The following is a 24201-nucleotide window of genomic DNA, read 5'->3' on the forward strand; positions in this document are numbered from 1 at the left end:
TGCCCCCGGACCCCCGAAGTATTTCTGGCCAAAAAGAGAGAGGGCCCCGCGTGCTGACCATCGAGAACATCGAAGTGACCTACCACCACACGGTGCAGGCGCTGCGCGGGCTGTCGCTCGAGGTGCCGGACGGTAAAATCGTCACGCTGCTTGGCACCAACGGCGCGGGCAAGACCACGACGTTGAAGGCGGCGAGCAACCTGCTGGCGCTTGAGAACGGCGAGGTAGGCGAGGGGCGGATTTCCTTCAAGGGCCAGTCGATCATGTCGATCCAGCCCGACCGTCTGGTGCAGCAGGGGCTGTTCCACGTGCGCGAGGGGCGGCGGATCTTCAGCGAGATGACGGTGGAAGATAATCTGATTGCGGCGTCATATGCGCTGGACCGACGGCAGGCGAAGGCGGATTACGACAAAGTCTATGCCTTCTTCCCGCGGCTGAAGGAGCGGCGGCGGCAGATCGCGGGCTATCTGTCGGGCGGGGAGCAGCAGATGCTGGCCTTTGGCCGGGCGATGATCGCGCGGCCCGAGCTCATCCTGATGGACGAGCCGTCGCTCGGCCTTGCCCCCAAGGTGGTGGCTGAGATTTTCGACACGATCAAGCGGCTGAACCAAGAGGACGGCACCGCGATCCTGCTGGTGGAGCAGAACGCCGGCGTGGCGTTTTCGGTCGCCGACTACGGTTACATCATGGAAAGCGGCCAGATCGTCATGGAGGGCGATGTGGAGAAGCTGCGCGGGGACAAGGACATCCAGTCCTTCTACCTCGGCATGGGCGAGGAGGGCGGCGCGCGGCAGTCCTTCCGCGACGTGAAACATTACAAGCGCCGCAAACGCTGGCTCAGCTAGGGAGGCCCGTGATGGCATTTGACGAGTTCAAGGGCGATTTCGCGCCGCTGGTGCGCATGGTGCACAACCATGCCAAGAACCGCCCCGACGGGGTGGCGATGCGGCAAAAGGAATTCGGCATCTGGAACGAGATCACCTGGGCCGGGCTGCAGGAGATCATGCAGGCCGCCGCCGCGGGGCTTGTCGATCTGGGTCTGAAGGCGGGCGATCATGTCGGCATCCTGAGCGAGAACCGCAGCGAATGGGTGCAGGCGCAGTTCGGCATCAACGCCGCGGCGGGCGTGGTCGTGGGCATGTATCCCACCAGCCCGGCGGCGGAGTTGGAGCATCTGATCAACGCCTCGGACAGCACGGTGCTCTTCATTGAGGATCAGGAACAGCTCGACAAGATCAAGGAGTTGGGCGACCGGGTGCCGCAGCTGCGCCAGCTGGTAATTTTCAACCCCAAGGGCACGCGGGGCGAGGATCTGCTGGGGCTGATCAGTTTCGACGACCTGCTCAACAGGGGCCGGGCGCGGCTTTCGGAATTGCAAGACGACCTGCGCGCGCGGCAGGCGGGGATCGAGCCCGACGACACCGCCATGATGGTCTTCACCTCCGGTTCCACCGGGCTGCCCAAGGCGGCGGAGATTTCCTATGGCAACATCCACGCGGGCGTAGGCGTGGCGCGGGATGTCTTTGGCGACTACCCGCCGGGGACGGATGTGCTGAGCTACCTGCCTCTGTGCCACATCGCGGAACAGGCGGTGACGGTGATCAACGGGTTGGCGCAGCAATTCGTAATGAACTTTGGCGAGAGTCTTCGGACCATCACGCTTGACCTGCGGGAGGTCGCACCGCAGGTCTTCTTCGGCGTGCCGCGGATCTGGGAGAAGATGCAGGCGGGCGTGCTGGTTCAGGCGCAGACCGCCGGGCGCATCAAGGGACCGATGACGCTGATGGCGCTGAAGGGCGCGCAGCGGCGCGGCATGATCCGACGCGACAAGTGGAGCGCCGGGGACCGGCTCGCCCACGCCTTTTGGGACGCGCTGATCTACCGTCATATCCGCAGCTATCTCGGCCTCGGGCGGACCAGTTTCGCGATCTCCGCCGCCGCGCCGATCAGCGCCGAACTGCTGGGTTTCATGCGCGGCATTGGCGTGAATATCCGCGAGGCTTGGGGGATGTCGGAGACCTCGGGCGTGGGCACGATCCAGCGCTCATGGGGGCAATGCGACGGGCGCATCGGCTTTCCGGTCAGCGGGGTGCGCACCAAGATCGCCGAGGATGGCGAGGTGCTGTTCTCGGGCGGGACCATCTTCAAGGGCTATTACAAGAACCCCAAGGCCACCGCCGAGACGCTCCGTGACGGCTGGCTGCATACCGGCGACGTGGGCCGCGAGGAGGCCGACGGCTCGATCACGCTGATCGACCGCAAGAAGGACATCATGATCAACGCCGCGGGCAAGAACCTCGCGCCCGCGCATATCGAGAATGTCATCAAGGCCAGCCCCTTCATCAAGGAGGTGGTCGCCGTGGCCGACAAGCGGCCCTATGTGACAGCACTGGTGCAGATCGACATGGATACGGTCCGGCTCTGGGCCGAGGGGCAGGGGATCGCCTATACCACCTTCCGCTCGCTGGCCGAGCACCCAAAGGTGCAGGAGTTGATCGACGCGGAGGTGGCCAAGCAGAACCGCGATCTGGCGCGGGTCGAACAGGTCAAGAAGGTCTGGCTGATGCGCAAGGAGCTTGATCACGACGACGGCGAGGTGACCGCGACGATGAAGGTGCGCCGGGCCAAGGTCTACGAGCTTTACGGCGATCAGATCGAGGCGCTCTACGCCAACTGAGGCTCAGAGCACGCCGATCTCGGCCAGCGCGCGGTTCAATTCCACGGGCAGTTCCGCCTCGGCCTCGCGGCCCTCGGGCAGGTCGGGCGGGGCATCCTCGGGCTTGAGGTAACGCCAGCCCTGAAAGGCCCGGCGCAGGCTGTTCTGGGTGCGGATGATCTCGGGATCGAGCACGATGGCGCAGCGGCGGATGCCGTCGGCGCGGGTGATCTCCTCCAGCCGGACGATGCGCTGGCGGGCTTGGATCACGCCTTTGATGACCCAGTAGATCGAGCCGCCGTTGAGAATCTCGGCCTCGCGCTTGGGCCACATGCGGGTCACATGGCGCGGCAGCCCGTCATGCGTGCGCACGTCCTTGCGCGCCTGCCATTTGGCGAGGCTTTCGACGCCTTCGGTGCCGACCGAAAGCTTTATCAGGTTCATTTTACCGGTCACATCGCCCCCCAGCGATTCCTTTGATCCACGCCATATAAGGTAGTTGGATTTCAATCACATGCAAATTCTTGTATGCTGGAGGTGAATTTACTGTTTGCAGCCCGCCATAGGCTAGCTAATAAGACCCCCTGCCAATCGACTTCAGGAGTTACCCCATGTCCCGCTTTACCGCCCCGATCGCCGAACAAATCTGGGATATGAAATACCGTTTTAAAGGGGCCGATGGCACCCCGAAGGACGTCACGGTGGAGGACACATGGCGCCGCATCGCCCGCGACCTCGCGCAGGTCGAATCGAAGGCGGACGTCTGGGAAGACAAGTTTTTCAACGCGCTGGAGGATTTCAAATACCTCCCCGCAGGCCGGATCACCGCAGGCGCGGGCACCGCGCGCCGCGTGACCCTGTTCAACTGCTTCGTCATGGGCACCGTGCCCGACAGCATGTCCGGCATCTTCGACATGCTGAAAGAGGCCGCGCTGACCATGCAGCAGGGCGGGGGAATCGGCTATGACTTCTCCACCATCCGCCCGCGCGGCGCGGATGTGTTGGGCGTCTCGGCGGATGCCTCCGGCCCGCTGTCCTTCATGGATGTCTGGGACGCCATGTGCCGCACCATCATGTCCGCAGGCAGCCGCCGCGGTGCGATGATGGCGACCATGCGTTGCGATCACCCGGATGTGGAGGATTTCATCGCCGCCAAGTCCGACCCCGCGCGTTTGCGCATGTTCAACATGTCCGTGCTGGTCACCGACCCCTTCATGGAGGCCGTGAAGGCCGACGGGTCCTGGGACCTCGTCTTTGGCGATAAGGTCTACAAAACCGTGCAGGCGCGCGATCTGTGGAACAAGATCATGCAGGCGACCTATGATTACGCCGAGCCGGGCGTGATCTTTATCGACCGCATCAACGCCGCCAACAACCTGAACTATTGCGAGACCATCGCCGCCACCAACCCCTGTGGCGAGCAGCCCCTGCCGCCCTATGGCGCCTGCCTTCTGGGCTCGATCAACCTTGCCCGTCTGGTCGCTCAGCCTTTCGAGGACGACGCCCATCTCGACCAAGACGCGATGAGCGAGTTGGTCGCCACCGCTGTTCGCATGATGGACAATGTGGTCGACGTGTCGAACTTCCCGCTGCCCGAACAGGCTGCCGAGGCGCAGAACAAGCGCCGCATCGGTCTGGGTGTTACCGGCCTTGCCGATGCGCTGTTGATGGTCGGCCTGCGCTACGGCTCTGACGAGGCGGCGGCGCAGACCGAGGCATGGCTCAAAGCCATCGCCCGCGCCTCCTATCTGGCAAGCGTGGACCTTGCGAAAGAGAAGGGGGCCTTCCCGCTCTTTGACGCCGAGAAGTTCCTCGCCTCCGGCACCATGCAGCAGATGGACGACGACGTGCGCGAGGCGATCCGCGAACATGGTATCCGCAACGCGCTTTTGACCTCCATCGCGCCCACTGGCACGATCAGCCTCTATGCGGGCAACGTGTCCTCGGGGATCGAGCCGGTCTTTGCCTATGCCTACACCCGCAAGGTGCTGCAAAAAGACGGCAGCCGGACCGAGGAAGAGGTCGTCGACTACGCCGTGCAGATGTGGCGCGAGCTGAAGGGTGACGCGCCGTTGCCCGACTATTTCGTCAACGCCCAGACCCTGCCGCCCGCCGACCACGTCAAGATGCAGGCCGCGGCGCAGAAATGGATCGACAGTTCGATCTCTAAGACCATCAACTGCCCCGAGGACATCTCCTTTGATGCCTTTAAGGACGTCTACATGCAGGCGTGGGACACGGGCTGCAAAGGCTGCACCACCTATCGCCCCAACGATGTGACCGGTTCGGTTCTGAGCGTCTCTTCCGAGAAGAGCGACAAGGCACCCGCCGACAGTCCCGATCAGGTCAGCGAAGGCGGCGAGATCGTCTATATGTCCGATCCGCTGGACCGCCCCGCCGAGTTGGAGGGCAACACCTATAAGGTCAAATGGCCCGACAGCGAGCACGCGCTCTACATCACCATCAACGACATCGTGCTGAACGGTCACCGCCGTCCCTTCGAGGTCTTCATCAACTCGAAGAACATGGAGCATTTCGCCTGGACAGTGGCGCTGACCCGCATGGTCTCTGCCGTGTTCCGCCGTGGCGGAGATGTCTCCTTCGTGGTGGAAGAGCTGAAAGCCGTCTTCGACCCGCGCGGCGGGGCTTGGATGCAGGGCAAATACATCCCCTCAATCCTCGCGGCCATCGGCGGTGTGATCGAGCGCCATATGATCGCCACCGGCTTCATCGCGGGCGAGGGCATGGGGCTGAAGACCGACCCGCGGGCGAAGGTCGTCGGCCTCGACGCCCCGCGCGGCAAATCCTGCCCGTCTTGCGGTCAGTTCGACATGCGGATGGTCGAGGGCTGCATGACCTGCGGGAGCTGCGGGCATAGTAAGTGTGGGTGATCAAACGCGCCTTATGAAGCGCTCGGTTTTAGAAACTGTCGGAAAATGAGTTTGCTGAATGCCGATCCGAAAGGGTCGGCATTTTGCGTTGTAATTCAAGGGGCTGAACGCGCAGCCTGCCATCCGTTCCGAATTTCACGGTTGGCACACCGTCGTCTTTCGGCGCCAGACGACCGCGGCTTCAATCGCCGTGGCCTCCTTCCTGCAACCGCCAAGCAGCGCCCAGAAGGTAAGGGGGTGATCCCAGATGGATTTCAGCCACAACACCACCTGACCGTCGCGGACCTTGGCCCGGAGCGCAAAGGTCAGTTGAAAATTCCGTTGATGTCGCCACTGGCAAAGCCCTAAAACGGTACCCCTTCAATCCCGCGCCTTCTCCAGCAACGCAACCAACTCACTGAACTTCTGCCGCTGCTCCTCACGATCGCCCGATAGGATCGCCTCTTCCATACAGTGGTTGGCGTGATCTTCGATCACCAAGCGCTCCACGGCGCGCAGGGCCGAGCGGACGGCGGCGGTTTGCACCAGCACGTCGACGCAATAGCGCCCTTCGTCGACCATCCGCGTGACGCCGCGCAATTGCCCTTCCAGCCGCGCCAGCCGCTCGAGGATCGCTGCCTTGTTCTGCTTCCACGTCTGATGCCTCCACCCATCGGAACTAAGACGACCGTCGCCGGTTCACATTCCACATGGGGGTATCTGGGGCCGCCTCACTCGCATTCTGCCGGCGCGTTGCAAGGGCCCGCATCGGGTCTGGCGATCATAGCCTCCCCCGCCCTTGATTGCCACGGTGCCAAGGCGCATCGCGCATAAAGTTGATAAAGGAGACACCCATGTCCTATTGGCGTTTCGCCGCAATGATCGCGACCTCCACCATCGTGATGTTTGGCCTGATGTACCTCAACACCTACGCGTTCGAACATGTCTTCTTCAGTGAAACGCGGACCTATATGGCGCTGTTGATGGGGGCCGTGATGACGGTCATTATGCTTAGTTTCATGTTGTCGATGTATTCGAACAAAGCCATCAACATCGCCATCTATATCGGCTCCATCGTGGTTTTCGCGCTCACCCTATGGCTGGTCCGCAGCCAAGCGACGGTCGGCGATACCAGCTATATGCGCGCCATGATTCCGCACCATTCGATCGCAATCATGACCTCCGAGCGGGCTGAGCTTTCCGACCCACGCGTGCGCAAACTGGCCGATGACATCATTGCGGCACAGCGCAAGGAAATCGCCGAGATGCGCAGCCTGATCGCCGATATCGAAGAGAACGGCGATGCGATTGACCCGGAGCTTGGCAAAGAAGAAGGCGCGGCGGAGGTCGGCACCGTGGAAGAGGCTCTCTCTTCGGCCGAGGTGGCCGCGGTCGACCCGGCGGCATTGACCGCAGAGGATGTAGACAGCTTGCTCGGCGCTGAGGCCACCTGCCAGTTCAGCCGCACCAACGAAGGCGATCCGACCCTCGTGATGGCGGGCACCACCGGGGGCATTAAACTGTCGGGCACCTTGATCGAGATGCAATCCAATGAGACCATTGACCAAGCCGCCCTTGCCGATGGTGCGGGCTTCACCGCCGATGGCGTCGACGTGACCGTTGCCCCCCTCGCCGGGGCGGAATGGACCGATACGGACGGTGACCTGAGCCGTTCGGAAGCCGAGTTGAAATTCCACCTCGACCGTGGACTGACCGTTGGCTACCGCGGGTTCTTGGACTGCAAGAGCGAGATGTAACGGGTCGGAAGGGGCAGGTCGGATTGGTGCCCTCCCTTTGGCCACGGCTTGCGCAATATCGCTCTCTCCCAATAGGGTGAGCCCAAACGCGGAGTGCCCAGAGTGACAGCCAGCCTCATTATCGGGATCATCGGCTTCCTGCTGCTGTCGCTTTCGCAGCGCGGGGCCGCTTCTGGCGCGGGGTCAAACTTGCGGCTCTGCGCCGCTCTTTGCTGGTTGCCGCTGTGTTTCGGGCCCTTCGTGGTGATTTCGCATATCGTTTTCGAGGCCACGCCGGAATGGCTCTACTGGGTCGGATGGCTGGTGATCTCGCTTCTTGGCGTATCGGTCTGGCGGGCGTCCTCGCGCGCGGTGGGAAGCGCAGGACTACTGACGCGGGTTTCTCTTGCTCTCGGACTCTGTGCCCTCGCGGCTGGTATCACGGTATATGGCCACGAGTCCGGGCCACGCCGAGGCTGGCGGGCTCTTATCCGCATTTGGTAACCTGGGCCGCGTCATTCGCGAATGTTCTCTTGCTCTCGGCCTATGCCGTCGCCCCGCAGCCAAGTAATTGGCGGGTCGGGGGAATGATCGCAATTCTGACCGCTGCGGTGCTTTTGTTTTTGGCGAGCGTCTGACCTTGTACCTCGCCTGCGAACTTGGAAAAGACCTTGCACACGGGCGAAGTATGTTAACCTTGCGCTATTGGAACCGGTGGGACGCCGCGAGTTATGCTCAGATACGACGTGAAGCATTGGGAAGAAAGCGCGCGCCGGGGCAGTGACTGCCGTTCTATGCTGTTCAGCGCGCCGGATCATTTCAACATGACGGGCGGAAGCGACCGGCGGCTTCAGGAGGCCTTCCGAGCGACGGGGCAGACCCCGTGGGAGCATCTGACCGCCATTCGGCTGACGAAAGCCAGAGCGCGGCTTCTGTCCGGCGCGGGCGGTTCGGTGACGGCAATCGCGCTGGACTGTGGGTTTTCTCACTTGGGTCGGTTCGCCCAATCCTATCGCCGTAAATATAACGAGGCGCCTTCGGCCACCTTGGCGCGGGCGACCGACCAGAGCCGCAAACCCTTCTGAGGCTACGCAATTCGGACAGTGGCCGCGCGGATCGGATAGCCCTTTTACGGATAACTGAATAGCCCTCGGGCAAACGCCGCATCTCGCGCCGGGGCCGACGCTGGTCCGCTTCGGTGGCGCGCAGGTTCAACGCGCCGCCGCGGAGGCAAAGTATTGAGGAGAAGGGCGAATGCTGTCTTTGATGATCGCGGCGCCATTGCTCGGGTTGATGTTTCTTTCCCTTGGTGGACAGGCAGACCCCGCTCCCTTGCCCGACGAAGACGACGACACAGGCGAAAACCCCACGGATGTCGGAGCAACCTCGGGCGATGACCTGATTACCGGCACCAATGGCGCGGACCTTATCCGGGGGCTTTCGGGCGACGATACGATCTCAGCCCTTTCCGGCGATGACGCGATCCTTGCCGGGCCGGGCGATGATGTGGCGCGCGGTGGTGCCGGGTCCGACCGGCTGTTCGGCGGGCTTGGCGATGACAGGATGATCGGCGGCGCCGGGGATGACCTGTTCGACGATATCTCAGGGGCCGACGATTTCACTGGCGGGGCGGGGAACGACATCATCCTCGCCCTCGATTCAGCCCTCGGCGCGCCGGATCACATCGCAGGTGGCGAGGGCGATGATCGCATGTGGGGGGATGACGGCGACCGGATGACCGGGGGCGAAGGGGCGGATCGTTTCATGGTGCCCACCGGGCGCGACGGTGCCGCCCCGGTTGTCATCACCGATCTCGACTTCTCGCGTGCGGACTATGGTGAACGGCCCGACCAAGTCTTCTTTACCGACCCCGAGGGGGCCATCTATCCGCGCAGCGCCTTTTTCGATGGGTCTTTGAACGCAGGTATCGGCGACATGCCGGATGGCTCTGGCGCGAGCATCGTATTCGGAAGCCAGCAAGTCGCCATTATCGAAGGCTATACCGCCGAAGAGCTGTTTCATCAGACCATCTGGATCGGCAACTTTCAGGTCCATGAAGAGGGGCTGGGCGAAGCGGGTGAGGTGCTGACCGGAACCGCAGGGGACGATCACCTCAACGGCGGGGCCGGGGATGACAGCCTGACTGGCAGCGGCGGCGGGGATTGGCTGCGCGGGCGGGACGGTGACGATCTGTTGGACGGGCGCGACGGATAGGGGGCGCAGGGCGCCGATACAGTCTTTGGCGGGGCGGGCTGGGATACCATCCGCGCCGACGATGGCGATTTCATCGCGGGGTTCGAGGGGCGCGACAGCTATGAGTTGACCCTCAGTGGGGGGGACGCAGAGCCGATCACGGTATTCGGCTATGAAGTGCTGTCCGAAGACGGCATGCCCGAACCTGTGACGCTGGTGGATGAAAACGGCATTCCTCTGAGCGCAGAAGAGGTGGCCGCCGGTGTGACGCTTGAGACGAGCGGCGAGGGGGCAAGCACGCTCGTTCTATACGAAGGTCAGGCCGTGGCGCATCTGCTCGGCGTCACCCCTACGGAGATCACAGAGCTAAGCTCATGGCTGACGAACCTCGCCGGGAGTGAGCCGTCTGGAGCGGCCAAGAGGAAGGCGGGGCGGAAGCGGTAGAGGCTTTCGCCCCGGCGCGGGAGGGGGCGCTGTCACGCGGGGTCGATCTTTCGACGGCCCTCACCTCGGCCACGGCGACAGGGGCGGTGGTGACGAATGACCATTTCGGGGGGAACGCGGTTTTCACGGTGAACACCGATGCAGGGCTGCCCACGGAGAATTTCACCGCTTCGACCGACGCGCTCGAGATCGAACATATCCGCTTTCCGGGCGGGCAGGGCGACCCTTTCGACGGGCTGGTGGATGGGGAAGAATGGCTCAACGTGGTTGAGATGGTGCCGAATGGCGCAGGCGGCCACGATCTTCGGCCCGAAGTCATCGAGATGCTGGATTGGGCGCGCGACAACGATGTGCAAGTCACCCTCGTCATCGCGACCCGGCTGATGACGGTCGAGGAATACGCCGCCTTCGTTGAAGAACAAGTGACGCCCTTCGCCGAGAAAGTCATGGCGGACTATGGCGATTTGGTCGAAGCCTTTGAAGTCGGGAATGAATACTGGGCGCGGATGGCCGAAAGCGAATACGGCCAAAAGGCCAACCTCGCGGTCTTGGGCCTGCGCGATGGTATGCTGGCGGCGGGGCTGTCCGAGGCCGAACAGGCGGATATTATCGTGCAGATGGCCACCCCCACGGGGGAGCCGGACTTTACCGGTGATAAGGACACGCGCGGCTATATCACCCGTCTGACCGCCGCCAACGAAGCGATCATCGGCGAATTGGACAGTGATGCCCGCGCCGCGCTGGATGGCGTGGTCGAGCACTATTATTACAATAAAACCGACCTCGCCTATACCGATTCAAGCAGCGAGCAAAAGTTCATCGACCGCGATTACGAGGTCTGGGACGCCCATTTCGAGAAAGACTTGGATCTGCATATCACCGAGTGGAACATTCGCACGCGGGATTACGATGAGGTGGGCATAAGGTGACCAGCTAAACGGCGGCATCGGGCATGACACGGTCGTTGGCGGGGCGGGGGCAGACACCGTCACGGGATGGACGGGCGACGACGTTTTCGGCTTTTCCGAGGGGAGGTTGCACAGGGCGATGTCATCACCGACTTCACCCCCGGCGTCGATGTGATCCAGCTCTCGCTCTCTGGCATCAGGGGGCTCGATGATCTTGAGATCACGGCGCGAGAGGGCGGTGTTGCGGTCGGCCTCGGCGCGCATGGGGTGATCTTTCTGCAAGGCGACCTGACGGGAAGCGCGGTGGCTCAGGATCGGAAATTCGTATTCTAACCGGCCACGCGCAGCCCGCTATCAATAGGTCGCGGGCGGATCGCTGGCGGGGAAGGATTCGTCGACCGCCTCATCCACGATATTCCATTTACGGGGTGGGTCGATCATCTCGCGCGGGCCCGCGACGCGGACGTGGTCTTGCGCCCGGTCATATGCCACCGCCCTTTGGGCGCGGGACTGGCGGTTCATCAGATAGGCGAGGCTCGCGGCACCGGCGCCGAAGATCAGCAATGCGCTCATTCGCATGGGGTATACTCCTTCTCAAAGTTACCTGAAAAACCATGGGGCTGATGCTTGGTTCCTTGGCCCGCTGGTGATTGGCGGGGGCTTGCCACCGCTGGAAGGCAGCGACGCGGGAAGGCGACCGGGCCCTACGAGCAACACCCGTGATGCGCGAAATTCCTCTTATCCCGCTGCCGCGCTGAAACCAGACCGGCAAAGCGATCATTGCCCCTTTGTAACCCTAGTTTTTTGAACGCTCCGCCCGCGCGGGGCCACAACAGATAGGAATGCACCATGACAGATCAGAATTTTGATGCCCTCGACAGCCCACAGAGCCAGCCCGGGCGAGAGCATAAGATGGACCCCGCGCCCGATTATACCCCGCGCTACCCCGGTTCCGACCGGCTCAAGGATAAGGTGGCGCTGATCACCGGGGGCGACAGCGGGATCGGCCGCGCCACGGCGCTGCTCTATGCGCGCGAGGGGGCGGATGTCGCCATCGTCTACCGCAACGAAAGCCGCGACGCGGAAGAGACCAAGCGATTGGTCGAGGCCGAGGGCCGTCGGGCGCTGTTGCTGGAAGGCGATGTCGGTGAAAAAGCCTTTTGCAAAGATGCCGTAAGCCGCACGATGGAGAGCTTTGGCAAGATTGACATTCTCGTCAATGACGCGGGCGAACAGCACGCGCAGGAAAGCCTCGAAGACATCGAAGAAGCGCAGATCGAACGCACGTTCCGCACCAATATCATCGGCATGATCCTGATGACGCAGGCAACGCTGCCGCATTTGAAAAAGGGCGCGCGGATCATCTGTGTCACTTCGATCACCGCCTATAAGGGTCAGGACCTACTGCTTGACTATGCGTCGACCAAAGGGGCGATCCTGTCCTTCCTGCGGGCCATGGCGAGCAAGCTGGCACCCAAGGGGATTTTGGTCAACGGTGTGGCCCCGGGGCCGATCTGGACACCGCTGATCCCGGCCTCCTTCCCGGCGGATAAGGTTGAGGAATTTGGCGAAAATACCCCCCTTGGCCGCCCCGGTCAGCCGAATGAGGTGGCCCCGTCGCTGCTGTTCCTCGCCTGCGAGGATTCGTCTTATATGAGCGGGCAGGTGCTGCATCCGAACGGCGGCACGTTGGTCGGCGGATAAGCCAGATGAATGTTGCCCCGCGTGCGATGGCGCGGGGCAAAGTCGATGCGGGGGCGTGGCTGTAGGTCAGTTTTAAATTGGACGCGATGCGCCCTCGGTCACCCCACCGGACGCCGCCGGGCGCCGGACCGCAGCGGCAGAGTGCCGTCATCCGCCCCTTCAATCGTGACCGACTCCGCAATTTCGGTCCGTGGCATGATCGAGATGTCGTGAATGCGCCAATGCAGGTCGAGCAGTTCGGCCTCCGCCGCCTCGACCCTCTCGGGCGTGCCGCCGTCTTCATGCGCCACGACATAGATCGTGCCGGTCAGAAAGCGCCCTTCTTCGCGAAGGCGCAGGCGGCTTTCGCCGACCCATGGCAGCGCGTTGAAAGTATTTTGCACCTCTTCGATTAGCGGGTCGAACTCTTTATCCTCTATCGTGCGCGGCATCTCATCGCTGAGGTCCCGGATCGCCGCGCCTGTGTGTTTGAAACCGTCGTGCAGCACATCCAAGGCGATCACGATGGCCGCGACCGCATCGGCCCACCACCAGCCCATGCCGATCCCGAGGATGCCCACGATCCCGGCAAGCCCTGTCATCCAATCCGCCTTGTTCATCATCGCATCGGCATAGAGCGTCTTGTCATGGAGCATCTTGGCGGGTTTCATTTTCAGATGGCCGAAAATGACCGGCATCACGACGCTATAGGCCAGCGCCGCGATCATCACCCAGCCGAACCAAATGGTGGTGCCGAAAAGCTCGACACTGCCGATGGTGGGGTGCTCCTGTTTGAACAGTGCGATGGAAGAATCGACGATAAGAAAAATCCCGACCCCGCCGAGCGACACGGCGCTGATCAGATAAGCGATTGATGTGACACGGATATAGCCCAGTGGGAAACGGCGGTTGGGCTTCCACCCTTCGATCCACGAGCCAACCAGAAAGGCAATGGGCGGCACGAAGCTGAGCAGGTCTTCAATCCAAGCGGTTTTCATCGCTTGGCTGCTGCCCACTGCAAAATAGATCGCCGCCACGATCGACCCCAAGACCGCGATCCAGATGACCTCAAGCCAGCGCGCGCGGTGCAGCGCTTTCTTCTGCGCTTTGGGCATGGTGCGGATGGAGCGGGTCATGGGGCGGATGCGCGCAGACGCGCCCCGATGGTTCCGGCCTCATCTCGAAGAAAGCCTTCGATCTCCATCAGCCAAGCGTTTTCGCCCTGCTGCACGGCAACGACATGCTGCGCCCGCTGTAGCGTGGTTTCGGTGGCGGTAAGGTCTTTCTCATCAAGTTGCCAATGGGGAACTGCGGCGAGGTTGAGATCTTCCGCCCATTGATCCACCGGAATGCCGCCTTCCTTTTCAACCAGCGCGGCGAGGGGCAGGTGGGGCGGTACGAAAACGCGTTGGCCTTCGATGTCATGGGGCAGGGCGTCTGGCCCCCGGCTGCCGATGACAAAGGACTCCTCGAAATAGGCGTAACTCGGCGCGGCACCTTTTACCGGGGTCACGTCCTTACGGGTGAAACCCCCGATGGCAAGGTCGATGTCACCCTTCTCCAACCCCTCCAACGCTGCGAAGGCGCCGAGGTGCTTCCACTCGATGGCCACCCCCAAGGCTTCGGCGAAGGCGCGGGTCAGGTCGGCTTCGACCCCCTGCGGCGGCTGGCCGTCTGCCAGCACGACCCATGGTGGGTTTTCCGATACCGCCACGGTCATTTTCTGTTTAGAAAGAACGGTTTCGAGGGTGTCTTCCACATCCCGAGGGAACCGCAGGTCGTCGCAAGCGGCGAGCAGGCTTAGGGCAGCGAGGGGGATCAAAATTTTCAAACCAATTGAATTGTCCACGCCTTTGGCACCATGCGGCGTAGTTTCGCGGGGCGTCATTACATTATTCCTTTGGGCCGGATCGCAGGGGATCAACGGGCGGTTTCCCGAAAAGTTCCTGTTAGGGGCAGCGCGACCGCTGCACACGATGGATTGATTTCCGCCGGAGCCGCGCTTTGGAGCCACTTCTTCGGAACACCTGCTGCGACCCTCGCGTTCCAGTTGAAACACTCGGTCTGCCATATTCAGAAACAGGAGGTTTCTTGATGACATCTTATCCTTACGACCAACGCAGCGCCACTGAGAGCGCGCGGGACGCGCTGACAGAGCGGCAAAGCTCGCTGTTCTGGGGGCTTGGCGTCGGCGCGCTCGCCGGGGCCTCTGCCTATGCGCTCTACGCCGCGCGGCGGGATCGTGACGGGCTGGGCCATCGGCCAGCAGATTCCGCGCCCGGGCGCAGTGCGAAACAGGCGCGTTTCGGGGATTATGCCGTTGTCGGACGCACGGTGACGATCGACCGTCCGCGTGACGAACTCTACCGCCACTGGCGCGACTTCACAAAGCTCTCAGAGTTCATGGAGAACGTGAAGGCGGTCGAGCCGATCGACGTCGCGAAGGGTCAGTTCCGTTGGATGATCGCAGGCCCGGCGGGGACAGACCTGCGGGTCGAGACCGAGGTGGTCAGTGACAAACCGGGAAAAGAGATCGCGTGGCGCGCCCTCGACAGTTCGCAGATCGATACCGAGGGCAAAGTCTCGTTCCGCGACGCGCCGGGCGACCGGGGCACCGAGGTGGAGGCGATCATCGCCTATAACCCGCCCGCCGGGGAGTTGGGGCGCTGGATCGCCAAGCTGTTTCAGACCGAACCCGCGCTTCAAGGGCGGCGGGATTTGAAGCGGTTCAAAATGCTGATGGAGACCGGCGAGATCGCCACCTCCGCCAATCGCAAATCGGACAAGTGAGGAGAGAGACATGCGCGCATTGACATGGCAAGGCAAGCACGACGTGCGGGTCGATACGGTCCCCGACCCGGAAATCGTCAACCCCCGCGACGCCATTATCGAGGTCACCTCGACCGCGATCTGTGGCTCTGACCTGCACCTTTATGATGGCGTGATCCCCGGCGTCATGGCGGGCGATATTCTGGGCCATGAGTTCATGGGCCGGGTGGTCGAGACCGGCCCCAAGAGCACCCTTAAGAAAGACCAGCGGGTGGTGGTGCCTTTCACCATTTCCTGCGGCTCCTGCTTTCACTGTAAAAAGACCCAGTATTCGGCCTGCGACAACTCCAACCCGGCGGACAAACAGGATCTGACCGAAAAGCAATTCGGCCACGCGGTCGGCGGGTTGTTTGGCTATTCTCATCTGACCGGCGGCTATCCCGGCGGACAGGCAGAATATGTGCGGGTGCCCTTCTCTGACGTGGGCCCGATCGTCATTCCCGAAGGGTTCGACGATGACGATGTGCTGTTCCTGTCGGATATCCTCCCGACCGGCTGGATGGCCGCCGAAAACGCCGACATCGAAGAGGGCGACACCGTCGCCGTCTGGGGCTGCGGCCCGGTGGGGCTTTTCGCCGTGCAAAGCGCGCTCAAGATGGGGGCCGCGCAGGTCATCGCGATCGACCACTACCCGAACCGTCTGAACCTCGCGCGGCAGATGGGGGCCAAGGTCATCGACTACACCCAGACCCATGTGCTGGAGGCGCTGATGGAGATGTCGGGCGGTCACGGCCCCGATGCGGTGATTGATGCGGTCGGCATGGAAAGCCACGGTTTCGCGCCCGATACGATGATGGACAACGTCAAACAGGCGGTCGGCGTCGGTGCTGACGGAGGCCATGTGCTGCGTGAAGCGATCATGGCTTGCCGCAAGGGCGGTCGCGTCTCGGTCCCCGGTGTCTATGGCGGCTTCCTCGACAAGTTCCCCTTGGGCGCGATGATGGAGAAAGGTCTGCAAATCCGCACCGGCCAGACCCATGTGCAGCGCTACACCAAGGAGCTGTTGCACCGCATCGCCGAGGGCGAGATCGACACCCGCTTCATGATCAGCCACCGCCTGCCGCTGGAGCAGGCCGCCAAGGGCTATCACAACTTCCGCTTCGATCAGAACGACTGGACCAAAGTGGTCCTCAAACCCGGCATGCAGGCCGCTGCATAGCAAAAAAGGAGAGTGACATGCCAAACGAGCCAGATCACGCCAAAGAGAAACGCCCGCCCCATCGTGAGCGCCACAATGCGCAGGACGACCACGAGGGCGCGGCGCACCGCCCCGAGGAGTTCGACCCAAAGAACCCGCAAAAGGTGGTGAAGCAAGAGAAGTGAACGGCAAAGCAGCGCGAGAAAATCGCGCTGCTTTTTCGTATCGCCCGGGCATTTTCCGGGCGCCATCTCACGCACGCAGAAGGGGCAGATTAGACCCCGCGAATATTAACCGATTTCATAGAAAGGCAGAAAAGGATGCCACAGTTTCACAAAACCCTATCGCTCATATGCCTTCTGGCCCCCGCTGGGGCCTTGGCGCAAACGGTGGATCAGACAACCGCCACAGCCCCAGAGATGGAGCGGAACACCTCCGCCTCGGATTGGAGCCTAGAGGTGGGCGTCACGCCGAAATTCTTTTACCGTCTCAACGATGGCCCCGGTGCCGCCGAAAGCGCGGAGATCGAGGCTTTTGCGGAGGTCGCCTATGGCCCGGCCTATTTCCATGCCCTCGTTCTATCGCTGGACGACCCAAGGGATGACGCGCAATTCGAACTGACGCTGGGCCACCGTGGCGATCTCACGGAGAAACTGGCCTATGACGCCTATTACACCCGCTTTCTGCGCGATGAGACGGGCGATGTGCGCGGCGAGTTGCATGGCAAATTCGACTATAGCGTGAGCGAAGAGTGGCGAGCCACCGTCGATCTGGGGGTCGAGCCGGAGCGGGGCGATTGGGTCTATAAGCTCGAAGGCGGCTATACGTTCAACGACCGCGTTGATGCCTATGCCTTTGTCGAGCGGGACGATATTCTGGATTATACGGGCTATGAGGTCGGGGTGAACTACGATCTCGACGAGGGCAACGCGCCGCTCGATGCGTCATTGCTCAGCTACGTGAACCACACCGAAGGCGGCGACACTGTTTTCGCGGTTCAGATCACGCTGTCACGTTTTCTGTTGGGCGATTGATGCGGGGGGAAACAGTTATGACAACTGACAAGAATTTGGTTCTGCTCGGCGGGGCGCATGTGCATCTGTCCGACCATCTGGCGCATATCGAACAGCGCGGCTGGCGCGTCTCGCAGGTTTTCGACCGGGATGAGGCCCGCCAAGAGGCGCTTTGTGGCCAGCTCAAGGCCAGTCGGGTGGCCTTGTCTGATCTTGCCCGATTGGATGTGCGCGGCGCGATTGTGTGCAGCGAAACGGTGTTTCATGAGGAGGACATCACCGCCGCCCTGAACGCCGGTCTGCCGGTCTTTGTCGAAAAGCCCATGGCGGGCAGCGCCGATGCGGCGCGCCGCTGCGCTGACTTGGCCTGCGAAAAGGGTTTGGTCTTGGCGACGGGGTATTTCCTGCGCAGGTCCGCAGCGCTCAACCACCTGCACGACAGTATCGCGCGGGGCGCATTGGGCCAGGTGTTAGAGGCCCGCGGACGCTTTTCCCATGACGGCGGCTATGCCGATTGGCTGGACCTCGATTGCTGGATGACCGACCCGGCGCTTGCCTGCTATGGCGGGTTCGTGGATGAGGCGGTGCATGTCATCGACCTTTTGCAATGGCTCGTCGGCCCCATCGCCTCGGGCCATGCGGTCACGGGCAACGCGCTTGGCTGGCCGGTGGATGACCACGGCGCGGCCCTGATCCATTTCGCGGCCCCGCCCGCCACCGGCGTGGTTGAGGCAGGCTGGACGGATAGCGAAATGCGTCTTGAGTTGGACATCGTGGGCGAGGCCGGTTGGGCGCGTCTGCGGGCGGGCGTGCTGGACCTCGGCCTCAGAGGGCAGCAGAAACCGGTCGAGAGCATAGAGCTTCCCCCGCTTGATGCGGGCGAGGGGGTGGAGCCGTTCTTGGACACTTTGGAAGGCAAGGATGCGACCGGCCTCGTGCCGCCGCAGGACGCCGCGCAGGTCAATGCCATGCTTGATGCAATGAACCTCAATCGCGGCGGATCGTGATTTTTCCGATCTTCTTGGAACAATGGCCTACGGCGGGCGTTCTTTCGTTAATTGGTCAAAAAAATTACCTGAAATAGGAGCGGTCTTTATGTCCCACCCCTCCAACGTCCGGCCCCCATCACGGCGCGATCTTTTGAAAATGATCGGTCTGGCCGCTGGTTCCTCCACCATGTTGCACGCCATGTCCTCCCTCGGGCATGCCCGGCAAAGCCCTTACAAAGGCCCCATCAAACTTTCCGGCGCACCTCAGGGGCGCAAGGTTGTTGTGCTTGGGGCGGGTCTTGCGGGCATGTGCGCCGCGCTGGAGCTGCGCAACGCGGGCTACGAAGTCAGCATCCTAGAGTATCAAAAGCGCGCCGGGGGCCGCTGTTGGACCCTCAAAGGCGGCGATGAATTCGAAGAATTGGGTGGCTATAAGCAAAAGGTCGAATTCTCCAAAGGGCAATATATCAACATCGGCCCTTGGCGCATTCCGCATCACCATCTGGCGCTCTTGGACTATTGCCACCGGTTGAACGTGCCGCTGGAAGTATTCGTTCAGGAAAACCAAAACGCCTATCTCCATTCGCAAACGGCATTCGACGGCAGACCAATTCGCTATGGCCATGCTTGGGCGGATTACGTGGGCCAGATCACGGAATTGCTGGCCAAATCGGTCGATAAAGGGCGGCTTGATAGCGCGCTGACCAAAGAGGACACTGAGATCCTTTTGGAATCCCTGAAATCCTTTGGCATCCTGAACAATGATTACAGCTATGAGGCCAGTCTCGATACCGCTGAATACCGCGGCTATCCTGAGAATGGCGCGCCGGGCGGGGGGCTTTACAACGCCGCGCCTGAACCTTCTGAGCCGATTGCCTTGGAAGACCTGCTGAAATCCCGCTTTTGGGAAAAGATGCGCAACCACACGACCTACCGCCACCATGCGCCGATGTTCCAGCCCGTGGGCGGCATGGAAGAGATCGCCCATGCCTTTGCTCGCGAGGTGGAGGATACGATCACCTATAACGCCAAGGTTGACCGGATCCGGCAGACTGAAAGCGGGGTCGAGGTGGAATATTCCAGCGCCGATGGCGAAGGCGAGGGCGGGGTTGAAACGGCGGATTACTGTATCTGCACCATCCCCTTTACCGTGCTCAGCCAGCTTGATGTCGATGTCTCTGCCGACATGCGCCGCGTCATGCGGGCGCTGCATTACCATGAGGCGGTGAAAGCCGGGCTTGAGATGAAGCGCCGCTTTTGGGAACGGGATGAGCAAATTTACGGCGGCATCACCCTGACCGACCTGCCGATTGCCGAGATCAGCTATCCCTCGGCTGAGATGCATTCCGATGGGCCGGGTGTGTTGCTGGGCTGCTATGCCTATGGGCCGCATGCCTATGCCTTCAATTCGATGTCGCCCGAAGAGCGGCTTGAAACCGTGCTGGAACAAGGCGCGCGGATCCACCCGCAGTACCGGGATGAATTCAGCAGCGGTGTGGTGCTGAGCTGGCACCGGGTGCCGTGGATGCTGGGCTGTTATTCCGATTGGGATGACCGGGGCCGCGATTATGAGATCGCCGCGACCATGGACAACCGTTTCGTCTGCGCGGGGGAGCATATCAGCTATCTGCCGGGCTGGCAGGAAGGCTCTCTGCTCTCCGCTCTGGATGCGGTGCGACAGGTCCATGACCGCGCGGTGAAGGAGGGTTGAACCATGCGTTATCTGATCTTTCCCCTGCTCATGGCGCTCGCCACGCCGGGCCTTGCGCAGGAGGACAATTCTCAGGTCGATGTCGGCCGGCGTGATCTGGGCTCCACCACTGAGAAATTCACCGATCGCGAGGGGGCCGATCTTTACCGCCGCGCCTGTTCGGGCTGTCACGGGCCAGAGGGCGAGGGGGCATATGGGGCCGGGAAATACCCCGCTTTGGCCGCCAACCCGCGGCTGGGTCACAAGCGCTATCCGGTGAACCTGATCCTTGAAGGCAATGGCGCCATGCCGGCCTTTGCCGATTGGCTGGATGATGAACAGGTCGCCGCCATCGTGTCCTACATCCAAACCAACTTGGGCAATGACTACGAAGGCGATGTCACCGCCGAAGAGGTCAAGCGTATGCGGGCCGAGTTCGCCGATCTGGAGGAGGGGTAGACCATGCGACTTTCAATTCTTGTTCCCTTTGCCGCCCTCATGGCCTGTGCCGCTGCGGCGCAGTCTCCGCCACCGCTCTTTGACGACGCCGATGATGGCGGCGTGGAACGTGCCCCCGATACCGCTTTGGGCCGCACCGTCGCCTCGGGTGGCGCGCAGCAGGGCGGTGTCGGCATGAAATGCATGGCCTGCCACGGGCTGGATGATGCGGGTGCGGGCTTGGGCGAGATGCCCGGTCTGGCCGGGTTGCCTGCTGACTATATCGAAGCGCAGCTTCAGGCCTTCATGGCGGGTGAACGGTTTTCCCCGATCATGGTGCCCATCGCCACGCGGTTGACTGAAAAAGAGCGTTTGGCCGTGGCGGATTACTACGCCTCCGTCGCGCCGAAACTGTCCAAGTTCGATCACGGTGCCCCGACCGATGTGGTGCAACAGGGCGGCGCGCTTGCGGCCTCTGGCAGTGACAGCGTGCCAGCCTGCAACCAATGCCACGGTGGCAGCGACACAAGCGGCGCGGCGATTCCGCGTTTGGCAGGGCAATCGGCGCAGTATATCGCCGATCAACTGGTGGCTTGGCAGAACGGCGACCGGGCGAATGGGCCGCTTAACGTCATGGAAGACATCGCCAAATCGCTTAGCGATGAGGAAATCCGCGCGGTTGCCCTATACTACCAGCAGACGCCGCCTGATGCGGAATAAAGCTACACCACTACGGATACAGATGGCCCCAAGCTGATGGCAATTCGCCCGGCCTCTTTCTTCCGGTCGGGATCCTCGACCGTGATGACCGTCGCGCGGCCGCGTGTAATTGCGCTGACCCTCGGCAAACACGCGCCGATCTTTGGTGCGTTGTGCCTGCCACCCGGCGCTTGGGCATTGGCCGAGGGGGATTTGCTGCTGGCGCTGGTCCTGCTCGCGCCGGTTGTCCTCTCGGGCATGGTGCATGTCGCGGTGCGGTCGCGCCCGCTGCCTGATGACATGCGCGGGATGGAAGCGATGATGACCGTGGCCTTGGTCTTTCTCATCGCCGCGCTGTTGACCACACCCGCTTTCGTCACCCTTGGCATGCCCCCCATAGATGCGTTTTTCGAGGCGGTGAGCGGCATCACCACCACCGGCCTTACCGTCGCGCAGGAGGCGGAAAGCTGGCCTTTCGCGGGGCACGTCCTGCGCGGCTGGATGCAATGGTGCGGCGGTCTGGTGATCGCTACGGCGGTGCTGGCCCTGCTGCTGCCGCGGGGGCGACCTGCGCGGCGTCTGGGGCGGGTCGATATCCAGCAGGGGGATCGCATCTCCTCGACCCGAGAGCAGGCGCGGCAGCTTCTGACCGTCTATAGCGCGCTGACCTTGGTCATGGTGCTGCTGACCATGCTGGTGATCCCCGATTGGCGCGAGGCTCTGGTGCTGACCCTCGCCGCCATCTCGACCGCCGGTTTCTCGCCCCGCGCCGACAGTCTGGCGAGCTATACGCCGCTGGGGCAGGGCATGGTCATCCTGTCCTGCGTCTTGGGCGCGATATCGCTGCTGGTCTTTGTCTTTGTCGGCCAGGGGCGGCACCGTGAGGCTTGGAAGCTCGGCTCGGTCCAGCGGGTGCTGGTGGCGATTGCGGTGGCCTTGGTCATTTACCTCGCCGCGGTGCTGACCACCTCCCAAGATCGCGAACTTACGCTCTATGCCCATGCGCTGAACCTGATTTCGGGGCTGACAACGGCGGGGTTTTCCACGGGGCCGGTCTATGATGCCGGTCCCGCGTTGCTGATCCTGTTGCTGGCGATGCTTTGGGGCGGCGATGCCGGATCGACGGCGGGGGGGCTAAAGCTCAGCCGTCTGCATGTCTGTATCGGCGCCGTGGTCCATGCGGTGCAGCATGTGCGGCTCACGGAGCATGCCATCGCCCCCCTGCGCCACAGTGGCCGGCCCGTCTCGACCGAAGCGGTTGTGTCGCTTTTGGCGCTGGTGCTCATCTATTTCAGCTTTGCGGGGCTCTTGTGGTTTCACTTCGTGGCCCATGGCTACCCCCCGTTGCCCGCCTTGTTCGACACGATTTCAGCGCTTTCGACCGTGGGCCTCTCAACCGGGGCGGTGGGAGCCGACATGCCCGGCGATCTGAAACTCTCGGTCGCCTTTGCCATGTGGCTGGGCCGGTTGGAATTCATCGCGGTGCTGGCGCTTTTGCTGCCGCGCAGTTGGACCCGCCCAAGTTAGGAGATTACCCATGCGTATCGTCATCATCGGCGCGTCGAGCTTTGGCCTCGCCATTGCGGAGGAGTTGATCGAAACCGACCGCGAAGTCGTGTTGATCGACAAGTCGCGCGAGTTGTTAGAACAAGCGGCAGAGCGGATCGACTGCGGCATGATAGAGGGTGACGGCAGCAACCCCGATGTGCTGCGCGAGGCCTTCCGCGACGAAGACGACGTGTGCATCGCCGTAACCAACGCCTCCGAGATAAACATTCTGGCGGCGCTCATTGGCCGCTCTATCGGCTATGGCCGGGTGATCCCGCAGATCACCTCAAATGCGCTGCTGCGGGTCTGTTGCGAATTGGGTTTGGACGATGTGATCAACCCCCATGCCAAGGTCGCCGAAAACATCGTGGATATGCTGACCGGCGATGACGAGGCAATGAAAGAGCCGCTGCTCCAGGACGATCTGCTGCTGACCCGTGTCACCGTGCCCGAGCGTTTGGCCGGGGAGCGGTTGGACCTGCCGGGGCAAGGCCGTCTTGTCGCGCTGATCCGCGACGGGGAAGAGCAGTTGCCGGGCCGGGATGTCACCCTGCAAGAGGGCGACGTTCTGATCGTGGTGCTGCCGCGCGACAGGCAAGAAGACCTGACCAAAGCCTTCGCGGCAGGCTAACCCGCTCAGCCCGCGCTTTGGGCCAAACTGTCGTGCCGCAGCAGTTGCCGCACCTGAAGCGCCACCAGCACCATGAATAGCCCGCCGCCTGCGACCCACATCAGCGCGCCCGCCAGTTGCTGGTCAGCCAAGGCGGAAAGCCCATAGGGCAGGGCGGTCAGCTCGTGCCAGCCATGCCACACCGTGGGGGCGAGGGTGAGGGTCACCGCAAAGGCGGTCAACTGTGCTGCGGTAAAGACCGCAGGCACCGCCGCCTGCGCCCCGGCACCGCGAAACCCCATGAAGAGCGCAATCGCGCAGCCTGTCAGCGACAGATGCATCGCCCAATAGACAAGGTCGGACTGCAAGGTCGCCGCATAAGGCGTCGGGCTGTGCCACCCCCAAAACAGCAGGGCAAAGACCAAGGCGAGGGGCCAGAGCGGCAGCCGTACCTTCGGCAGCGCCGCCGCGATCATCGGTGCGGCAATCAGCGTGAGTAGAATATGCTGCCCCACCCGGGCCGAGAACAGCGCCATTGAGGCCGCGCAGAGCGGTGAGATGAACAAAAAGGCCACCAGCGCAGCACCGCTCAGCGCTTGGCCCCGCCGCTCGGCCCGCGTCCAGAGCAAGGCCGCGAATGCCAGCAGCCCGACCAGCAGAAAGGGGTCGAGGGTCCAGCGGGTCAACAGCTCACCGGGGAGGGGCGGTGTGCCGCAGAATGGCGTATAGGCGTCCTGTTGCATGAGGGGTCCTCTCT

Annotated in this window: 28 protein-coding genes; 22 read left to right on the forward strand and 6 right to left on the reverse strand. The window is 62.4% G+C overall.

Translation table 11 applies throughout. From position 1 onward, the window contains the following. Positions 1-50 precede the first annotated feature (50 nt). Both ACGYLI_RS09565 and ACGYLI_RS09570 read left to right on the forward strand, forming a co-directional pair. Positions 51-845: an ABC transporter ATP-binding protein gene (locus ACGYLI_RS09565; RefSeq protein WP_271689106.1), complete on the forward strand. Its 795-nt coding sequence runs from the start codon at positions 51-53 to the stop codon at positions 843-845. Between the two features lie 11 nt (positions 846-856). Beyond that, positions 857-2677 (forward strand): AMP-dependent synthetase/ligase, encoded by a 1821-nt coding sequence (locus ACGYLI_RS09570; protein WP_394419020.1) that lies wholly within the window; start codon positions 857-859, stop codon positions 2675-2677. A gap of 3 nt (positions 2678-2680) precedes the next feature. Here ACGYLI_RS09570 and ACGYLI_RS09575 read toward each other — a convergent pair whose 3' ends face one another. Continuing rightward, complete coding sequence (locus ACGYLI_RS09575; RefSeq protein WP_394414438.1) at positions 2681-3100, reverse strand: DUF1489 family protein; 420 nt, start codon at positions 3098-3100, stop codon at positions 2681-2683. A gap of 167 nt (positions 3101-3267) precedes the next feature. Between ACGYLI_RS09575 and ACGYLI_RS09580 the strand changes: the two genes are divergently transcribed. Together ACGYLI_RS09580 and ACGYLI_RS09585 are read left to right on the forward strand one after the other, a co-directional pair. Continuing rightward, positions 3268-5547 carry an adenosylcobalamin-dependent ribonucleoside-diphosphate reductase gene (locus tag ACGYLI_RS09580; protein WP_394419021.1) on the forward strand — a complete coding sequence of 760 codons (2280 nt, stop codon included), beginning with the start codon at positions 3268-3270 and terminating at the stop codon, positions 5545-5547. Between the two features lie 45 nt (positions 5548-5592). Further along, positions 5593-5895 carry a hypothetical protein gene (locus ACGYLI_RS09585; protein ID WP_394419022.1) on the forward strand — a complete coding sequence of 101 codons (303 nt, stop codon included), beginning with the start codon at positions 5593-5595 and terminating at the stop codon, positions 5893-5895. A gap of 12 nt (positions 5896-5907) precedes the next feature. On the opposite strand, the gene ACGYLI_RS09590 is transcribed toward ACGYLI_RS09585, so the two are convergent. Next, positions 5908-6159 carry a metal-sensitive transcriptional regulator gene (locus ACGYLI_RS09590; protein ID WP_394419179.1) on the reverse strand — a complete coding sequence of 84 codons (252 nt, stop codon included), beginning with the start codon at positions 6157-6159 and terminating at the stop codon, positions 5908-5910. 221 nt (positions 6160-6380) lie between these two features. On the opposite strand from ACGYLI_RS09590, the gene ACGYLI_RS09595 reads away from it, so the two are divergent. From ACGYLI_RS09595 to ACGYLI_RS09625, 7 genes are all read left to right on the forward strand, one after another. After that, positions 6381-7283 (forward strand): DUF305 domain-containing protein, encoded by a 903-nt coding sequence (locus ACGYLI_RS09595; protein ID WP_394419023.1) that lies wholly within the window; start codon positions 6381-6383, stop codon positions 7281-7283. 102 nt (positions 7284-7385) lie between these two features. Then, entirely contained in the window at positions 7386-7766 is a 381-nt protein-coding gene (locus tag ACGYLI_RS09600; RefSeq protein WP_394419024.1) for a hypothetical protein, read from the forward strand. 227 nt (positions 7767-7993) lie between these two features. After that, a complete protein-coding gene (locus ACGYLI_RS09605) occupies positions 7994-8347 on the forward strand; it encodes a helix-turn-helix domain-containing protein (RefSeq protein WP_394419025.1) in 354 nt (117 codons plus the stop codon). Between the two features lie 169 nt (positions 8348-8516). After that, positions 8517-9476 (forward strand): calcium-binding protein, encoded by a 960-nt coding sequence (locus ACGYLI_RS09610; RefSeq protein ID WP_394419026.1) that lies wholly within the window; start codon positions 8517-8519, stop codon positions 9474-9476. Between the two features lie 105 nt (positions 9477-9581). Then, positions 9582-9899, forward strand: a complete 318-nt coding sequence (locus ACGYLI_RS09615) for a hypothetical protein (protein WP_394419027.1) — start codon at positions 9582-9584, stop codon at positions 9897-9899. A gap of 89 nt (positions 9900-9988) precedes the next feature. Continuing rightward, positions 9989-10828, forward strand: a complete 840-nt coding sequence (locus ACGYLI_RS09620; protein ID WP_394419028.1) for a hypothetical protein — start codon at positions 9989-9991, stop codon at positions 10826-10828. 66 nt (positions 10829-10894) lie between these two features. Then, a complete protein-coding gene (locus ACGYLI_RS09625; protein ID WP_394419029.1) occupies positions 10895-11140 on the forward strand; it encodes a hypothetical protein in 246 nt (81 codons plus the stop codon). A 21-nt stretch (positions 11141-11161) separates the two neighbouring features. Here ACGYLI_RS09625 and ACGYLI_RS09630 read toward each other — a convergent pair whose 3' ends face one another. After that, positions 11162-11386 (reverse strand): hypothetical protein, encoded by a 225-nt coding sequence (locus ACGYLI_RS09630; RefSeq protein ID WP_394418763.1) that lies wholly within the window; start codon positions 11384-11386, stop codon positions 11162-11164. A gap of 270 nt (positions 11387-11656) precedes the next feature. Here ACGYLI_RS09630 and ACGYLI_RS09635 point away from each other — a divergent pair, with 270 nt between their 5' ends. Then, entirely contained in the window at positions 11657-12511 is an 855-nt protein-coding gene (locus tag ACGYLI_RS09635) for an SDR family oxidoreductase (RefSeq protein ID WP_271692136.1), read from the forward strand. A gap of 98 nt (positions 12512-12609) precedes the next feature. On the opposite strand, the gene ACGYLI_RS09640 is transcribed toward ACGYLI_RS09635, so the two are convergent. Together ACGYLI_RS09640 and ACGYLI_RS09645 are read right to left on the reverse strand one after the other, a co-directional pair. Further along, the gene (locus ACGYLI_RS09640; RefSeq protein WP_394419030.1) at positions 12610-13626 is read right to left on the reverse strand and encodes a cation transporter; all 1017 of its coding nucleotides are present in this window, start codon (positions 13624-13626) and stop codon (positions 12610-12612) included. Continuing rightward, positions 13623-14378: a transporter substrate-binding domain-containing protein gene (locus ACGYLI_RS09645; RefSeq protein ID WP_394419031.1), complete on the reverse strand. Its 756-nt coding sequence runs from the start codon at positions 14376-14378 to the stop codon at positions 13623-13625. Before ACGYLI_RS09645 ends, ACGYLI_RS09640 begins: the two co-directional genes overlap by 4 nt. Positions 14379-14584: 206 nt before the next feature. Here ACGYLI_RS09645 and ACGYLI_RS09650 point away from each other — a divergent pair, with 206 nt between their 5' ends. From ACGYLI_RS09650 to ACGYLI_RS09695, 10 genes are all read left to right on the forward strand, one after another. Continuing rightward, positions 14585-15280 carry an SRPBCC family protein gene (locus tag ACGYLI_RS09650; RefSeq protein ID WP_394419032.1) on the forward strand — a complete coding sequence of 232 codons (696 nt, stop codon included), beginning with the start codon at positions 14585-14587 and terminating at the stop codon, positions 15278-15280. 10 nt (positions 15281-15290) lie between these two features. Then, entirely contained in the window at positions 15291-16478 is a 1188-nt protein-coding gene (locus tag ACGYLI_RS09655) for a zinc-dependent alcohol dehydrogenase (protein ID WP_271689205.1), read from the forward strand. A gap of 17 nt (positions 16479-16495) precedes the next feature. Further along, positions 16496-16642: a hypothetical protein gene (locus tag ACGYLI_RS09660; RefSeq protein WP_156505615.1), complete on the forward strand. Its 147-nt coding sequence runs from the start codon at positions 16496-16498 to the stop codon at positions 16640-16642. A 204-nt stretch (positions 16643-16846) separates the two neighbouring features. Then, a complete protein-coding gene (locus ACGYLI_RS09665; protein WP_394419033.1) occupies positions 16847-17491 on the forward strand; it encodes a hypothetical protein in 645 nt (214 codons plus the stop codon). A gap of 17 nt (positions 17492-17508) precedes the next feature. After that, positions 17509-18477, forward strand: coding sequence for a Gfo/Idh/MocA family protein (locus ACGYLI_RS09670; protein WP_394419034.1), 969 nt, complete (start codon positions 17509-17511; stop codon positions 18475-18477). 88 nt (positions 18478-18565) lie between these two features. Beyond that, a complete protein-coding gene (locus ACGYLI_RS09675) occupies positions 18566-20170 on the forward strand; it encodes a flavin monoamine oxidase family protein (protein ID WP_394419035.1) in 1605 nt (534 codons plus the stop codon). 3 nt (positions 20171-20173) lie between these two features. Beyond that, positions 20174-20608 (forward strand): c-type cytochrome, encoded by a 435-nt coding sequence (locus tag ACGYLI_RS09680; protein ID WP_394419036.1) that lies wholly within the window; start codon positions 20174-20176, stop codon positions 20606-20608. A gap of 3 nt (positions 20609-20611) precedes the next feature. Then, positions 20612-21307, forward strand: a complete 696-nt coding sequence (locus ACGYLI_RS09685) for a c-type cytochrome (protein ID WP_394419037.1) — start codon at positions 20612-20614, stop codon at positions 21305-21307. Between the two features lie 36 nt (positions 21308-21343). Then, entirely contained in the window at positions 21344-22813 is a 1470-nt protein-coding gene (locus ACGYLI_RS09690) for a TrkH family potassium uptake protein (protein ID WP_394419038.1), read from the forward strand. A 10-nt stretch (positions 22814-22823) separates the two neighbouring features. After that, positions 22824-23465 (forward strand): potassium channel family protein, encoded by a 642-nt coding sequence (locus ACGYLI_RS09695; protein WP_394419039.1) that lies wholly within the window; start codon positions 22824-22826, stop codon positions 23463-23465. Positions 23466-23470: 5 nt separating this feature from the next. Here the strand turns inward: ACGYLI_RS09695 and ACGYLI_RS09700 are convergent, their stop codons facing one another. Continuing rightward, on the reverse strand, positions 23471-24187 hold the full coding sequence (locus ACGYLI_RS09700; protein ID WP_394419040.1) for a cytochrome c oxidase assembly protein: 717 nt from the start codon (positions 24185-24187) through the stop codon (positions 23471-23473). Positions 24188-24201 lie beyond the last annotated feature (14 nt).

The organism is Sulfitobacter sp. 1A13421 (genome assembly GCF_043557285.1).
GTDB classification, from domain to species: Bacteria; Pseudomonadota; Alphaproteobacteria; order Rhodobacterales; family Rhodobacteraceae; genus Sulfitobacter; species Sulfitobacter faviae.

What these genes read in the sequence shown, in the direction of transcription:
- ACGYLI_RS09570 (WP_394419020.1), top strand. Translation starts at nt 857, where the DNA reads ATGGCATTTGACGAGTTCAAGGGCGATTTCGCGCCGCTGGTGCGCATG.
- ACGYLI_RS09575 (WP_394414438.1), bottom strand. Translation starts at nt 3,100, where the DNA reads ATGAACCTGATAAAGCTTTCGGTCGGCACCGAAGGCGTCGAAAGCCTC.
- ACGYLI_RS09580 (WP_394419021.1), top strand. Translation starts at nt 3,268, where the DNA reads ATGTCCCGCTTTACCGCCCCGATCGCCGAACAAATCTGGGATATGAAA.
- ACGYLI_RS09585 (WP_394419022.1), top strand. Translation starts at nt 5,593, where the DNA reads ATGAGTTTGCTGAATGCCGATCCGAAAGGGTCGGCATTTTGCGTTGTA.
- ACGYLI_RS09595 (WP_394419023.1), top strand. Translation starts at nt 6,381, where the DNA reads ATGTCCTATTGGCGTTTCGCCGCAATGATCGCGACCTCCACCATCGTG.
- ACGYLI_RS09605 (WP_394419025.1), top strand. Translation starts at nt 7,994, where the DNA reads ATGCTCAGATACGACGTGAAGCATTGGGAAGAAAGCGCGCGCCGGGGC.
- ACGYLI_RS09610 (WP_394419026.1), top strand. Translation starts at nt 8,517, where the DNA reads ATGCTGTCTTTGATGATCGCGGCGCCATTGCTCGGGTTGATGTTTCTT.
- ACGYLI_RS09625 (WP_394419029.1), top strand. Translation starts at nt 10,895, where the DNA reads ATGGACGGGCGACGACGTTTTCGGCTTTTCCGAGGGGAGGTTGCACAG.
- ACGYLI_RS09630 (WP_394418763.1), bottom strand. Translation starts at nt 11,386, where the DNA reads ATGCGAATGAGCGCATTGCTGATCTTCGGCGCCGGTGCCGCGAGCCTC.
- ACGYLI_RS09635 (WP_271692136.1), top strand. Translation starts at nt 11,657, where the DNA reads ATGACAGATCAGAATTTTGATGCCCTCGACAGCCCACAGAGCCAGCCC.
- ACGYLI_RS09640 (WP_394419030.1), bottom strand. Translation starts at nt 13,626, where the DNA reads ATGACCCGCTCCATCCGCACCATGCCCAAAGCGCAGAAGAAAGCGCTG.
- ACGYLI_RS09645 (WP_394419031.1), bottom strand. Translation starts at nt 14,378, where the DNA reads ATGACGCCCCGCGAAACTACGCCGCATGGTGCCAAAGGCGTGGACAAT.
- ACGYLI_RS09650 (WP_394419032.1), top strand. Translation starts at nt 14,585, where the DNA reads ATGACATCTTATCCTTACGACCAACGCAGCGCCACTGAGAGCGCGCGG.
- ACGYLI_RS09655 (WP_271689205.1), top strand. Translation starts at nt 15,291, where the DNA reads ATGCGCGCATTGACATGGCAAGGCAAGCACGACGTGCGGGTCGATACG.
- ACGYLI_RS09660 (WP_156505615.1), top strand. Translation starts at nt 16,496, where the DNA reads ATGCCAAACGAGCCAGATCACGCCAAAGAGAAACGCCCGCCCCATCGT.
- ACGYLI_RS09670 (WP_394419034.1), top strand. Translation starts at nt 17,509, where the DNA reads ATGACAACTGACAAGAATTTGGTTCTGCTCGGCGGGGCGCATGTGCAT.
- ACGYLI_RS09675 (WP_394419035.1), top strand. Translation starts at nt 18,566, where the DNA reads ATGTCCCACCCCTCCAACGTCCGGCCCCCATCACGGCGCGATCTTTTG.
- ACGYLI_RS09680 (WP_394419036.1), top strand. Translation starts at nt 20,174, where the DNA reads ATGCGTTATCTGATCTTTCCCCTGCTCATGGCGCTCGCCACGCCGGGC.
- ACGYLI_RS09685 (WP_394419037.1), top strand. Translation starts at nt 20,612, where the DNA reads ATGCGACTTTCAATTCTTGTTCCCTTTGCCGCCCTCATGGCCTGTGCC.
- ACGYLI_RS09690 (WP_394419038.1), top strand. Translation starts at nt 21,344, where the DNA reads ATGGCAATTCGCCCGGCCTCTTTCTTCCGGTCGGGATCCTCGACCGTG.
- ACGYLI_RS09695 (WP_394419039.1), top strand. Translation starts at nt 22,824, where the DNA reads ATGCGTATCGTCATCATCGGCGCGTCGAGCTTTGGCCTCGCCATTGCG.
- ACGYLI_RS09700 (WP_394419040.1), bottom strand. Translation starts at nt 24,187, where the DNA reads ATGCAACAGGACGCCTATACGCCATTCTGCGGCACACCGCCCCTCCCC.